Raw genomic sequence first — 13,296 nt, 5'->3', positions numbered from 1 at the left:
TATGGATCAAAATATTGTTGTAATCGAAGACCACCCCTTTCAGTTGAATGTCATGACCATGGTATTGAACAGCTTAAGTGTCGGTATGGTTCATTCTTTCGAGTGTGGGTGTAAGGCTTTAGACCACATTGAACAGTCTTCGGTCGACCTAATATTGTGTGACCTCAATATGCCAATGATAGATGGGATCGAATTGCTAAAACGGTTAGCTAATTTGAACTTCAAGGGCAATATCATCATAACGAGTGCTGAAAACCAAACCGTGCTCGATGCAGCTAGTAAAATGTGTAAGGCATTTAATCTCAATTTATTGGGTGTATTAGAAAAGCCGATTGATCGCGCACGGCTGTTAAAGCTGGTAAGCAGGGATACTAAAAAACCAGAATCGGCTTTAAGTTCAAATCGAGATATCGTGATCACTGATGAGGACATTGTAAAGGCTGTCGAGAACCATGAGATGGTTTTGCACTATCAACCCATCGTCTGTATTCACACGGGAGAGTGGACGGAGAGTGAATCGTTAATTCGTTGGCAGCATCCCCACTATGGTGTCCTTAGTCCATTTTTCTTTTTGACGCGTCTCATTGATTCAGGGTTAATGCTAAATGTTTTGAAGCAGTTACTCGAGCAAGCGATTAACGATCAACGCTTCCTATGCAGCCGAAGGTTTGTCTTGAACTTAACAGCGAAAGATATGATCGACGGTGAAATTGTCGATCATATCTTTAAGCTTATCGATAACGGTAGGTTAGATGTTGAACAGATTAAACTGGAGTTAACGGAATCCGATCTAGTTGAAAGTGTTGCGCTTGCTTTAGCGTCTACAACAAGAATATGCATGCGTGGTATTCCGCTCGCAATTGACGATTTCGGAACGGGTTACTCCTCACTGAAACAACTCGATGATCTGCCATTTTCTGCATTGAAACTGGATATCGACTTCGTTAAAAACATCCAGCAAAGCCGCTCTAGTCGAGCAATTGTGAGAGCTTCACTTTACCTCGCTAAATTATTGGATTTAACGACTGTAGCAGAGGGTATTGAAGATACATCAATTTGGAAAGATATACGCTCAATGAGTAATAAAGATACATTGGCTCAAGGGTATTTTATTGCACGTCCGATGCCAGCTGATCAACTGCCTGAGTGGAAAAGTAGCTGGGAAAAGAAAATAACCGAGTTCAATTTACTGGCGTAGGGATAATAGGGGAGCCATTTAAACATAAAGTGATATTTGTTTAGTGAATGTGTTCACCGATAAAAGTGAACTGGCGGTAACATAATTATCAATTTGCGCTAATTCAATAGAACCTTATGCTGCTGTCTCGTTATATCAATATAAAAGTACAATTCGTCGTTCTTTTATCTATTATCTCGCTCAGTTTAGCGGCGATAATAACCATTAATGTTTTTATTCACCGCGATAATAGCCAACGACTAACTAAGTTAGAATTAAGTTATTACCCTGCATTAGAGCACGCCACTAAAATTCACTCGCTGCTGCCCAATGTTCAACAGCAGTTCGAAGCTGCTGTGATCATGGAAGATGAGCAGGCTCTCGACTATGCACGCCAAATATCCTCTGAACTTCAAGTTGAAGCCAGTAAAGGAGCCAATATTTTACCTTCACAGGCGCAAGCATTCAACAAACTGTCGACCTCGCTAAAAAAGTACACGGATTCCGCGTACGCGTTAAGTATAGATTTTATTAACTTGAACGACTCCTTCGAGAATCTGACTGCAAGATCGAATGCACTCACTGCTGAATATAATTCGTTACTTGCGGCAAGTAGAGTACTTCGCTCATCTGCGAGTCAAAATGTCGTAAACACCATATTGCACTCAGAGAATGCCGCAAACGATGCTGCTCAGCAGTCAATCTGGCTTGGCGTTTTCTTTGTCTTGTCTGTTTTTATAGTGGGCTATGCGATTTTCAAATCTGTCATCAGTTCAATCCTGCTTGTCACTGAGAAAATGCAAGCAATCGCAACCGGAGATGGTGATTTAACCGTTCGCATCGATTATTCCGGCAAAGATGAAATAGCAACCTTAGTACAAAGTGTTAATCAGTTCATTGAGAAGCTTCAAGGGATCATTGCAAGCACGTTAAGCATTGGGCAAGAGCTTGAGGTTGTGAGCGACAAAATCCGTACTGAGTCCAATCAAACCTTAGCCTTGAACAGCACCCAGCGTGATCACATCGAAGAAGTGACCGATGCCGTCAACAACATCATCGCTCTGATTGAACAAGTCGTTGGCTTTGCATCACATGCAGACTCCCAAGCTCAAAAGGCCAATACCAGTGCTCAAACGGGTACTCAAGTGGTGCTGAAAACAAGCCAAGAGATAGAAGAACTGGCGAGCAATATTCGTGATACCGCAACCAAATTGAAAGAACTGGACAAGAATGCGAGCAATGTTGGCTCAATTTTAAGCACGATTCAAAGCGTTGCCGAGCAAACCAATCTATTGGCCCTAAACGCAGCGATTGAAGCTGCTCGAGCAGGAGAGCATGGGCGCGGCTTCGCAGTCGTTTCCGATGAGGTACGTGTGCTCGCCAATAACACTCAACAATCAGCAACTGAGATTAATGCCTTACTCGGTGAGCTTAAGTCGGGTTCGAATGCGGCGGTAGGTGCGATGGACCAAGGTCTCGCCAGCTCTTCTCAAGCGGTTGGGGATGCACAAAATGCCGGTGATTACCTATTAGAAATTAGCGGCCAGGTCGAAGAAATTACTGAGCTGAACCGTCAGATAGCGAGTACGACAGAGCATCAAGCTCGCGCTTCAAAACAAATTCATACCCATATGGACGATTTTAGACAGTGCTCTCACCAAGTGTCTCAGTCTACCGATCAACTAGAAGCTCTGAGCCACCAGTTGAGTGGCATCGTGACAGAGCTTAGCGAATCAACATCACAATTCAAAGTATAACGGAGAACAATAATGACTAACTCCCCATTTCGCTTATTGCCTGTAGCAGTGGCGCTTGCAGCAACGTTTGCTGCACATGCTTCAGATGAGCAAAAATTGGCCGAGCTAGAGAAAAAGGTCGCTATCCTTGAAGCGAAAGAGCAAAACTCAATTGCTGATAAATTTAGTTTCAATGGTTTCGCATCTTTGAACATGCAACTAGGTAATCAAAGCCACGCCTTCATGAATTCGGAGAATAAAGTACGTTTTGATGAAGGTTCTTTGTTTGGTTTACAAGGTGAGTTCGAAGTTAATGCGTCAACTTCAGCCGTTGTTCAAATGGTTGCTCGTGGTAATAAAAAAGAGAACTGGTCTCCAGATATTGAGTGGGCATTCTTAAGCCACAAAGTGACGCCGAACTTAACGGTTCGTGGTGGTAAATTACGTTTACCACTGTTCATGTACTCTGATTATCTAGAAGTGGGGTACGCACAAGTTGGTGTACGAGTACCTAATGAAGTGTACGGTTCAGTGGTGCTTACCTCTCTAACGGGTGTCGACTTCATTTATGATGTAGAGCTGGATGACAGCATGCTATCGTTCCAAGGCTTCGCTGGTTCACAGAAGCTTTCGGGTTCAAGAAACACCTACAAAGCGGATACTCAGTTTGATGATATTGCTGGTGGTGTGGTCAACTGGACTGATGATATTTGGACGCTTCGTGCTGTGTATGCCCAGGCTGTGGTCAGTTCTTCGACTAACTGGAATGTGGGCAACAATGAAGCATTGAATACAACGTTTGATGACGAGAAAGCGAAGTTTTATGGTCTGGGTGGTCGATACGAAAACGGCAACTTAATGCTGGTTTCAGAAATGACACGCACAACCGTTGAAGGATTTCTTTACGATGTGGATTCAGCTTACTTAACTGCAGCATACCGTCTAGATGAAGTAACGCCTTACATTACCGTGTCACACATGGAAACGCAGGACGATGACGAGCGAAATGCAGAAGCTAACCGTCAGCTTGCAAATGTACTTCAAAACCCAACCAGTGCGTCTGCGAAATACGCATATGGTTCAGCAAAAGCATTGGCTGATAAGCTAAACACACAGCGCACAACATACAGCATTGGTGCTCGTTGGGACTTCCTACCGAATATTGCGCTAAAAGGTGATATTAGTTACCTAACTGGCTTTGGTTCAACTAATGGTGGTGTAGCGTCGGAATATAAGAACGACGATAACATTTTGTACACTGTAAAAGTTGATGCGGTATTTTAAGGAAGAGAATCATGTTGAAAAAAACATTTGTAGTCGCTGCTCTTCTTAGTAGCATGAACGCATTCGGTGGCCTAGTTGTAGTTGGTAACCCTGCTATGTCTGAGCTTGATGCTTCAACGGTTAAGAAGTTGTACTTAGGAAAAGCCAAGTCACTACAAATTGAAGCGGTTGATTTGGAAGACGGACACCCAAAGAAAGGTGAATTTCACCAAGCTATTACTCAAAAAACCGAAGCGCAGTTGCAAGCATATTGGGCAAAGCGCGTATTCACGGGTAAAGGTCAGCCACCTAAGGCTGTTGGCCAGGAGAGCCTAGCAAAAAACATGGTTGCTAGCTCGAAAAATACGATTGCTTATATCGACGAATCTTTAGTTGATAGTACAGTTAAAGTGATTTTAAAGCTTTAATTTTATATGTGGCGCTCAACATGAGCGCCACTCTTACATTGGCTTACGTTTAAGCTGATTTCCCTTACATTTAAGATAGCTAGCCTTACTAAACCCTTACATGACATTGTTTATCTATATGTTATTGTTTCTTAAAGTAATTATTCAGTTTGATTTTAATTATACTATTTAAAAAAACATTAAGTTTAGAGTTATAAGTTTTGATTATCTAACGGTGTATTAAATGTGTTTTTTTTCATATTGAGATTGTTTCTTAGAGTTATAAAATGTGTGGTAAATGTAAGCAAGCGGGCGGGATACAATCTGATGCCAAAAGAAAAAAGAGAAGAAATATTAAGTTCAGCAGAAAAGTTATTTATTTCTCAGCCTTATAATAAAGTATCAATTCGCTCTATTGCCAAATGTGCAGGGGTAAGTCCTGCTTTAATTCTTTATTACTTTAATAATAAAGAACAGCTTTTTGACCAGCTCATTGAAGAGCATACAAATCGATTTAAGGAACAGTTTTCAAAATATCAAAGAGTGGAAGGGATACAGCTACAACAGTTAATCTCAGAGCTTATTGAGTTTTGGGAAAGAGCGCCAAATATATTTTTATTATTCACCCTTGGTGGTAACTCTTTTAATCACGACAATGTGCAAAGGTTAAAAGAATCTAAGTTCGGTTTCATCTATCACAAAACTCTTGAAAACCTACTTTATTTAGTTGATGGCTGTAACGAATCCAACTTTGATTATTATCAGATGCTGTTAAGTTCACTGGTTTCTCAGCCTTATTTAGAGACTAGACAGCAAAAGTACAACTCTGAGAGCTCGACATTTAACTTGATGCAGTATCAAGAAGTTATCGCAAGCTTGTTTAAGAAAGAAAATAGCTACGTTTACTGAGGTGTGTAGAACATCAAAAAGGCTGGAGCCTATGAATTTAGCTCAGCAATGACCTTATCTTAAAATGTAAAAAGCCACTCATAGAGTGGCTTTTTTTTCGATGTAATCAAAATTTATGCTTGTTTCTTCTGTAGTTCAGCTTCTTTTGCTTCGTCTTCAATTAGAGAGTCAACGATAACTGCACATGCTGCATCACCAGTGATGTTCAGTGCTGTACGAATCATGTCGAAGATACGGTCTAGAGCGAACAACAGTGGTAAACCTTCGATAGGGATACCAGCCGCCAGAAGAACGGCAACAACTAGGAAAGAAGGACCAGGAACACCTGCTTGACCAACTGCGCCTAATGTTGATGTTACGATGATAGCAACGTAAGCACCCATAGACAGGTCGATGTTGAATAGCTGTGCGAAGAAGATAGCCACTAGGCCGTAGTAAATCGCGTTACCAGACATATTGATCGTTGCACCGAGCGGTAGAACGAACGAAGCCGTAGAGTTACGTACACCTAGCTCGTTTTCTACAGTGTCCATGGTTACAGGCAGTGTAGCCATTGAAGATGCTGTTGAAAGAGCAACCGCTTGAGGCTTCTTCATTGCAACTAGGAACTTCTTAGCTGAAGTCTTAGTGAAGATTTGAATCATTAGCGGGTAAGCAACAAAGCCGAAGATCAGGATAGCGGCGATGTAAACAACAAACAGTTTAAACACAACCATTAGTGCGCCAAAACCGAATGTACCTACCGCTTCAGCCATTAGACCAAATACACCAAGTGGAGCGATGATCATTACCTTGTTGATCATCCAAACCATCGCGTCAACAATCGCATTTACGCCATTGATGATAGGATCACGCTTTTCTTTCGCTTGCTTAGAAAGCGCAATACCAAAGAACAAGCAGAAAACTAGGATTTGCAGAATGTTTGCTTCGTTCAATGATTGGAAAACGTTGGTAGGGATCATGCCGGTGATAGTTGCCCAGAACGTTGGCAGTTCGCCTTTCGCAGCGTACTCAGAAGAGAACATGCCTTCTACGCCAGAAACATCGATACCACGACCTGGTTCAAATACTTCGCCCATTACAAGCGCTAGCGCTACAGCAAGTGCAGACGTTAGTGCGAAGTAACCTAGGGTTGTGATACCAACCTTACCAGCAGATGAGCTATTACCTAGGCCTGCTGCACCTGAGATTAGGGCAACCGCAACTAGAGGGATAACCAGCATCTTGATCAAGTTGATGAAGATAGCACCCAGTGGAGCGAACATTGTTGCGCTGTCACCCATCATCGCACCAACTAGGGTACCGATGAACATTGCAATAACGACTTGAACGCCAATGTTGCTTATTAAACTCTTTTCTTTTAACACTTCCATAACCTCTGTGCTACTAAATATAAAATTCCCAGAACTACTCACCAATGTACGATGTACCATTGGATAAATATTTCGCGAAGAGTTTTACACGTATCCTTTACATTTATCAATATGAGCTGAGATGAAACTACGCCAAAAATTGTAGGCCTACCGTGATTTGGTGTTTTCTTATACCCAAGCAAACGATTGCTTTTGTTTTTTCTTGTTCTTATATTTACCGAGTTTATAAATGTGAGCATGTGTCGTGTTTTGTGAATGTTTTTTATCCTTAAGTATTGAGGTTACGTTGTTAACATTTGATTTTCATTTATGCTCTTTTTTTGCTCGCTATGCTTTTAGTGATTCTAAATGGAAGTGTTGTATGAAATTCAGCCTGAACTATGCTTAAGGTATCGATTTATTACCAAGATGTTACCTCTGCGCTTTAAATAAAACGTCTACCTAGCATCTCAGTTGTAAGGAGAGAGACATGACTTTTATTTTAAAGTATCTGTTCGCATTTCTTCTGTTATCCAGTTCGGTAAATGTTCAAGCCGATGATGTTTGGGTGATTGAGGTGAATGGAGGTATTGGTCCTGCAACCAGTGATTACCTAACAAGAGAGATAGAGCAAGCCCACGATGAGCAAGCCAAGCTCGTCATATTAAAAGTGAACACGCCCGGCGGGTTAGATACGTCGATGCGTGACATTATCCGTGCCATTACCACTTCACCCATTCCGATTGCTACTTGGGTTGGACCTGCAGGTTCACGCGCAGCAAGTGCTGGGACTTATATCTTGCTTGCTAGTCACATCGCGTCTATGGCTCCCGGGACAAATTTGGGGGCTGCCACTCCTGTGTCACTTGGCGGAGGAAAAGCGCCAGCCAATCCGTTATCTCCTCAAGGTGACGCCAATAATGATGACAGCACCACAGACAATGAGCAAGGCTCAGCGAAAGAGGAGAGTTCCGAGCAAATAAAAGCTACTACCGCAATGGAGAAGAAAGTCATTAATGATGCTGCGGCTTACATTGTTGGCTTAGCTAAACTACACAATCGAAATGAAGAGTGGGCAGAAAAAGCGGTAAGAGAAGCAGCGAGTTTGGATTCCGAGAATGCCCTTGAGCTGAATGTGATTGATTTCATAGCCAGCGACCTCCAACAGTTGGTCGAAATGAGTAACGGTCGCACCATCATGATTAATGGCATCAATCAGGGCATAGAACTTAATGACGTGGCCTTTGTCGAGAGAGAACAAGATTGGCGATTTAGTTTGCTCTCGGTAATCACGAATCCAAATGTTGCGTACATCTTAATGCTGATTGGTATTTATGGTCTGCTGCTTGAGTTTTATAACCCTGGTGTCGGGTTGCCAGGGGTGCTTGGAGGTATCTGTTTGGTATTGGCTATGTATTCCTTACAAATGTTGCCTGTGAGCTATGCCGGCCTTGCCCTCATTTTGCTCGGTATTGCCTTGATGGTCGCCGAAGCCTTCAGTCCGAGTTTTGGTATTTTTGGCTTAGGGGGTGTTGCTGCGTTTTCACTCGGTTCCATCATGTTGATGGACACTGAAGTACCTGGCTACCAAATCGCATTACCGCTAATTATCGGGATAAGTTTGTTCTCCGTTGCTTTTATCGTCGTAACACTCTCTATGTTAGCTCGAGTAAGAAGCAAGCCTGTGACCACTGGGATGGAAGCGGTGGTCGGTGAGACAGGTAAGGTGGTCAGCGGTTTTCCTGGCGCAGGTAGAGTGCTTGTTGCTGGCGAAATTTGGCAAGCCCAATGCACTAGTGAGCTGCAAGCGGGGCAGAGTATCAGAGTCATCAAGTTAACAGGACTTTCTCTGGATGTTGAAGCTCTCTCTGATGAGACATCATCAAAAATTGGTTAGTGCTTGATTAGAGGGTTAACCCGAAGGACTTATTCATTGTTGAGTCATCGTTACCATTAGGGGGCGGTTATGTTTATACACACTATAGGTATTGTTATCGTGTTGGTTGTCTTACTGATAGCCAGTATGTTCAGAGTACTACGCGAGTACGAGCGTGCAGTGGTATTCTTCCTTGGGCGTTTTTATGACGTGAAAGGGCCAGGGTTAATTATCATCATTCCTTTCATTCAACAAATGGTTCGAGTCGATTTAAGAACCATTGTATTGGATGTTCCCACACAAGATTTGATCACCAGAGATAACGTGTCAGTGAAGGTTAACGCTGTGGTCTACTTCAGAGTGTTGGATCCTAAGATGGCGATCAATAATGTTGAGAATTATCTAGAAGCGACCAGTCAGCTTTCCCAAACCACATTGAGATCGGTTTTAGGTCAGCATGAGTTAGATGAACTGTTGTCTGAACGTGAAGAGCTCAATAGAGATCTCCAATCCATTCTTGATCAACACACCGATAACTGGGGGATCAAGATCGCCAACGTTGAGATCAAGCATGTCGATCTGGATGACAGCATGGTGCGAGCTCTGGCTAAACAGGCGGAAGCCGAGCGCTCTCGCCGAGCTAAGGTAATACATGCGACCGGTGAGCTTGAAGCATCGACCAAGCTCAGAGAAGCCGCAGATGTGCTAAACAAAGCGCCTAACGCCATCCAATTGCGTTATATGCAGACATTGACCGAAGTGGCGAATGAACGTACCACCACCATCGTATTTCCTATGCCTGTCGATTTAGTGGATAAAATCACCGATCCAATAAAAGCGACGTTCAATGAAGCGGCGATCAAGAAAGCGATGAAATCCGATGATTAGCGTGGGTTTTTAGCCGTAATAAAAAAGGCGCCACATTTGTGGCGCCTTTTGAATTTAACGTCGTGTTTAGAAGATGCTAACCATTACTTCTGTGTTGCCGCTTTCATCGGTGCAACGAACTCTGCCAGTGTTTTAAGCATTTCTTCTGGTTGTTCAACGTTGTTTTCAATGATTTTCACAACCGCTGAGCCAGAAATAGCGCCGGCAGCGCCTGCTTGAATAGCTTCTTTTACTTGCTCTGGAGCTGAGATACCGAAACCTAGTAGTGCTGGCGGCGCGTCGAATTTGTTCAAACGGTCAAGCAGTGCGGTTACTGGCATGTTTGCTTTGGTTTCTGCACCTGTTACGCCAGCACGAGAAAGTAGATAAGTGTAGCCACCACCTAGTTCTGAAACAGACTCAAGCGTCTCATTACTCGCTGTTGGCGGAGCAATAAAGATTGGGTGAACACCAAACTTCTTCGCTGCCGCAACAAACTCACAACTTTCGTTGGTTGGTACGTCTGCAATCAGTACCGAATCAATACCTGCATTGGCACAACGCTCGTAGAAGTTCTCAATACCACGTGCGTAAACCAAGTTAGCGTACATCAGTAGGCCGATTGGTAGCTCTGGGTATTTCGCGCGGATTTGACCAATAAGATCAAAACACACATCAGGCGTTACTTTAGAATCTAACGCACGAATGTTCGCACCTTGGATTGTTGGGCCATCAGCCAGTGGATCTGAGAATGGGATACCAAGTTCAAGGGCGTCAGCACCTGCTTCAACCAAAGTTTCCATGATCTTAAGAGACTGTTCAGCGTTAGGATCGCCAACCGTTACGAATGGTACAAATGCGCCCTGATTCTTTTCAGCTAAGCGAGTGAAGAGTGATTGATAGCGATCCATTATAGTTCTCCTTTCGCTTCAAGAATGTCATGTACAGTGAAGATGTCTTTATCACCACGGCCAGATAGGTTAACCACCAGCAGTTGCTCTTTCTCAGGTTCCGCTTGAGCCATTTTCAACGCGTGTGCAACGGCGTGAGATGATTCTAGAGCAGGGATAATACCTTCGTTGCGAGCAATGGCTTGGAACGCTTCTAGTGCTTCATCATCGGTTACGTTGTCGTATTCCGCACGGCCAATGGCATTTAGGTGAGCGTGCTGTGGGCCAACTGAAGGGAAGTCTAGACCTGCAGACACAGAGTAAGACTCTTCTACTTGACCATTCTCATCTTGCATTAGTGGTGCTTTCATACCGAAGAAGATGCCAGTCTTGCCGTGTTTTAGTGGCGCACCGTGTTGGTCGGTATCAATACCTTTACCTGCTGGTTCAACACCGATTAGGCGAACGCTTTCTTCTTCGATGAAATCAGCGAACATGCCGATAGCGTTAGAACCGCCACCCACACAAGCGATAACTGCATCCGGAAGGCGACCTTCACGTGCAAGAATTTGGTTCTTGGTCTCTTCACCAATCATACGTTGGAAGTCACGAACGATAGTTGGGAATGGGTGAGGACCTGCCGCAGTACCTAATAGGTAGTGAGCGTCTTCGTAGGTTGCAGACCAGTCACGCAGTGCTTCGTTACACGCATCTTTCAGTGTTGCTGAACCAGAATGAACCGGGATAACTTCTGCGCCCATTAGCTTCATACGGAATACGTTCGGGCTTTGACGCTCAACGTCTTTAGCACCCATGTAAACGCGACACTTAAGGCCTAATAGAGCACAAGCAAGAGCCGTCGCCACACCGTGTTGGCCCGCACCTGTTTCAGCGATGATCTCATTTTTGCCCATGCGCTTAGCAAGTAGAGCTTGGCCAAGTACCTGGTTAGTTTTGTGTGCACCGCCGTGAAGTAGGTCTTCACGTTTTAGGTAAAGTTTGGTCTTTGTACCTTTAGTTAGGTTGCGAGTCAGCGTTAGCGCTGTTGGACGACCTGCGTACTCTTGAAGTAGCGTCATGAATTCACTGCGAAATTCAGGATCGGCTTGTGCATCGATAAATGCTTGTTCAAGTTGGTCTAGTGCTGGCACTAGGATCTGCGGTACGTATTGACCACCGTATTCACCGAAGTAGGCATCGAGTTTAGCCATTGTGTTATTCCTTCAATTCTATTGGAGTGTCTTCACCCCAAGTCATTTAGTCTTGTTTGAGCTTCGCAAAGGCAAAGCTCATAAATATGTTTTAGTTTCCGCTTTCTAGCTCTAGTTCTGGTTTTCGCTTCTAGAAGCCAGACTAGTAATTACGAATCGCCGCAAAAGCTCGTCGCAGTTTGTCTGCGTCTTTTTTACCTGGATCCGATTCAACACCAGAGTTTAGATCTAATCCTAAGCAGCCCAACTTAGCCGCTTGGTTAGCATTTTCTGGGTTTAGACCGCCTGCCAACATGATCGCACTTTGGTTGTTAATCAGGCTCCAATCGAATGCTCGGCCAGTACCGCCTGTTTGAGAACCCACTTTAGTATCTAGCAGATGACGAGTCACGTTGCTTTCCAGTAATTCCGGTAACTCGCTTTTTTCACCGGAAGCAACACCAGAAGCAACACCGTAAGCTTTCCAAATCTCAACGCTTTCAGGCAGTGATTGCTTAAGTTCATCAACGTACGCTTGAGACTCATCACCGTGCAGTTGTACAGCAAACAAACCGAGCTCTGAAATTGTGTGAGCTACCTCCGCAACACTATGATTTTGGAACACGCCGACATAGTTCAAAGGTGCACCGCTCATCGTTAAACGAGCCGCTTCAATATCCACATGACGTTTAGATGCTTCAACGAAAATCAGACCACCAAATACCGCGCCTGCTTGGTATGCTTTGGCGGCATCGTCAGAGTGAGTTAAGCCACATACCTTGTTTTCACCCAGCGTTACTTTACGAACGGCCAGTTCGAGGTTCTTTTCTGCCATAAGAGAGCTTCCAATTAGGAAGCCATCGGCAAATGTTGAAAGGTCACGCACTTGTTGGTGTGTGTAGATGCCGGATTCTGAAATCACGATTGCGTTAGGTGCTAGCTCACGAAGTTGTGGGGCCAGCTCTTTTGTACGATTCAAATCCGTCGACAGGTCACGCAGGTTACGGTTGTTAATACCGATAACCTTAGCGTTTAAAGCCACTGCACGGTGCAGCTCTTCTTGGTTGCTAACTTCTGTAAGCACACCCATATTCAGTGAATGAGCAACCTCAGCAAGTGCTTGGTACTCTTCGTCATTCAACACAGATAGCATCAACAAAATCGCATCTGCTGAATAGTGACGAGCGAGATAAACTTGGTAGGTATCAAGCATGAAGTCTTTACACAGGATTGGCTGCTTAGCGATGCTGCGAACCTTAGGTAAAAACTCAAAGTCACCTTGGAAGTACTTTTCGTCGGTCAGCACTGAAATTGCGTTAGCGTGGTTGTTATAAACCGATGCAATGTAGTCCAAGTCAAAGTCGTTACGGATCAAACCTTTCGACGGTGATGCCTTTTTACACTCAGTAATAAAAACCGTTTGTTCGCCACTCAGTGCCTCGTAAAAACTGCGATCTGAGTTGGCTAATGCGGCTTTGAATTCGTCAAGAGGCTGAGCTTGCTTACGCGCTTCAACCCACTGGTATTTATCACGAACGATTTTAGCTAATACTTCCGCCATTTCAGCTTCTTTAACTGAAACGTGGGTCGACAGTTTCTCGGTAGTCTGTGTCATGTTCTTGGTCTCAA

The 13,296-nt window shown here is 43.9% G+C and carries 11 protein-coding genes; 7 read left to right on the top strand and 4 right to left on the bottom strand.

Annotation, left to right across the window (positions count from 1 at the left end):
• Position 1 precedes the first annotated feature (1 nt).
• The 5 genes from A3712_RS08280 to A3712_RS08260 all read left to right on the top strand — a co-directional run bounded on the left by A3712_RS08280 (position 2) and on the right by A3712_RS08260 (position 5,492).
• The gene (locus A3712_RS08280) at positions 2 to 1,198 is read left to right on the top strand and encodes an EAL domain-containing response regulator (protein WP_063523037.1); all 1,197 of its coding nucleotides are present in this window, start codon (positions 2 to 4) and stop codon (positions 1,196 to 1,198) included.
• A gap of 116 nt (positions 1,199 to 1,314) precedes the next feature.
• Positions 1,315 to 2,934 (top strand): methyl-accepting chemotaxis protein, encoded by a 1,620-nt coding sequence (locus A3712_RS08275; protein ID WP_063523036.1) that lies wholly within the window; start codon positions 1,315 to 1,317, stop codon positions 2,932 to 2,934.
• A 12-nt stretch (positions 2,935 to 2,946) separates the two neighbouring features.
• Positions 2,947 to 4,197: a hypothetical protein gene (locus tag A3712_RS08270; RefSeq protein WP_063523035.1), complete on the top strand. Its 1,251-nt coding sequence runs from the start codon at positions 2,947 to 2,949 to the stop codon at positions 4,195 to 4,197.
• An 11-nt stretch (positions 4,198 to 4,208) separates the two neighbouring features.
• Complete coding sequence (locus tag A3712_RS08265; RefSeq protein ID WP_063523034.1) at positions 4,209 to 4,604, top strand: hypothetical protein; 396 nt, start codon at positions 4,209 to 4,211, stop codon at positions 4,602 to 4,604.
• A 306-nt stretch (positions 4,605 to 4,910) separates the two neighbouring features.
• On the top strand, positions 4,911 to 5,492 hold the full coding sequence (locus tag A3712_RS08260; RefSeq protein ID WP_063523033.1) for a TetR/AcrR family transcriptional regulator: 582 nt from the start codon (positions 4,911 to 4,913) through the stop codon (positions 5,490 to 5,492).
• 113 nt (positions 5,493 to 5,605) lie between these two features.
• On the opposite strand, the gene A3712_RS08255 is transcribed toward A3712_RS08260, so the two are convergent.
• Positions 5,606 to 6,865 carry a dicarboxylate/amino acid:cation symporter gene (locus A3712_RS08255; protein WP_063523032.1) on the bottom strand — a complete coding sequence of 420 codons (1,260 nt, stop codon included), beginning with the start codon at positions 6,863 to 6,865 and terminating at the stop codon, positions 5,606 to 5,608.
• A 469-nt stretch (positions 6,866 to 7,334) separates the two neighbouring features.
• Between A3712_RS08255 and A3712_RS08250 the strand changes: the two genes are divergently transcribed.
• Complete coding sequence (locus A3712_RS08250; protein ID WP_063523031.1) at positions 7,335 to 8,741, top strand: NfeD family protein; 1,407 nt, start codon at positions 7,335 to 7,337, stop codon at positions 8,739 to 8,741.
• Positions 8,742 to 8,810: 69 nt separating this feature from the next.
• Complete coding sequence (locus A3712_RS08245; protein WP_063523030.1) at positions 8,811 to 9,608, top strand: slipin family protein; 798 nt, start codon at positions 8,811 to 8,813, stop codon at positions 9,606 to 9,608.
• Between the two features lie 83 nt (positions 9,609 to 9,691).
• On the opposite strand, the gene trpA is transcribed toward A3712_RS08245, so the two are convergent.
• From trpA to trpCF, 3 genes are all read right to left on the bottom strand, one after another.
• Positions 9,692 to 10,498: a tryptophan synthase subunit alpha gene (trpA, locus tag A3712_RS08240; RefSeq protein ID WP_063523029.1), complete on the bottom strand. Its 807-nt coding sequence runs from the start codon at positions 10,496 to 10,498 to the stop codon at positions 9,692 to 9,694.
• Positions 10,498 to 11,688 carry a tryptophan synthase subunit beta gene (trpB, locus tag A3712_RS08235; RefSeq protein ID WP_063523028.1) on the bottom strand — a complete coding sequence of 397 codons (1,191 nt, stop codon included), beginning with the start codon at positions 11,686 to 11,688 and terminating at the stop codon, positions 10,498 to 10,500. The genes trpA and trpB overlap by 1 nt, the downstream gene beginning before the upstream one ends.
• Before the next feature lie 142 nt (positions 11,689 to 11,830).
• Positions 11,831 to 13,282: a bifunctional indole-3-glycerol-phosphate synthase TrpC/phosphoribosylanthranilate isomerase TrpF gene (gene trpCF, locus A3712_RS08230; protein ID WP_063523027.1), complete on the bottom strand. Its 1,452-nt coding sequence runs from the start codon at positions 13,280 to 13,282 to the stop codon at positions 11,831 to 11,833.
• Between the last annotated feature and the right edge of the window lie 14 nt (positions 13,283 to 13,296).

The organism is Vibrio sp. HI00D65, from assembly GCF_001635455.1.
Lineage (GTDB): Bacteria > Pseudomonadota > Gammaproteobacteria > Enterobacterales > Vibrionaceae > Vibrio.
Note: the sequence above shows the minus strand (reverse complement) of the source record. Positions and strands in the feature narration are given on the sequence as shown.

Excerpts from the sequence above, each read along its gene's own strand:
- A3712_RS08260 (WP_063523033.1), top strand. The coding sequence starts at position 4,911 with ATGCCAAAAGAAAAAAGAGAAGAAATATTAAGTTCAGCAGAAAAGTTA.
- A3712_RS08245 (WP_063523030.1), top strand. The coding sequence starts at position 8,811 with ATGTTTATACACACTATAGGTATTGTTATCGTGTTGGTTGTCTTACTG.
- trpB (WP_063523028.1), bottom strand. The coding sequence starts at position 11,688 with ATGGCTAAACTCGATGCCTACTTCGGTGAATACGGTGGTCAATACGTA.
- A3712_RS08275 (WP_063523036.1), top strand. The coding sequence starts at position 1,315 with ATGCTGCTGTCTCGTTATATCAATATAAAAGTACAATTCGTCGTTCTT.
- A3712_RS08270 (WP_063523035.1), top strand. The coding sequence starts at position 2,947 with ATGACTAACTCCCCATTTCGCTTATTGCCTGTAGCAGTGGCGCTTGCA.
- trpA (WP_063523029.1), bottom strand. The coding sequence starts at position 10,498 with ATGGATCGCTATCAATCACTCTTCACTCGCTTAGCTGAAAAGAATCAG.
- A3712_RS08250 (WP_063523031.1), top strand. The coding sequence starts at position 7,335 with ATGACTTTTATTTTAAAGTATCTGTTCGCATTTCTTCTGTTATCCAGT.
- A3712_RS08255 (WP_063523032.1), bottom strand. The coding sequence starts at position 6,865 with ATGGAAGTGTTAAAAGAAAAGAGTTTAATAAGCAACATTGGCGTTCAA.
- A3712_RS08265 (WP_063523034.1), top strand. The coding sequence starts at position 4,209 with ATGTTGAAAAAAACATTTGTAGTCGCTGCTCTTCTTAGTAGCATGAAC.
- trpCF (WP_063523027.1), bottom strand. The coding sequence starts at position 13,282 with ATGACACAGACTACCGAGAAACTGTCGACCCACGTTTCAGTTAAAGAA.
- A3712_RS08280 (WP_063523037.1), top strand. The coding sequence starts at position 2 with ATGGATCAAAATATTGTTGTAATCGAAGACCACCCCTTTCAGTTGAAT.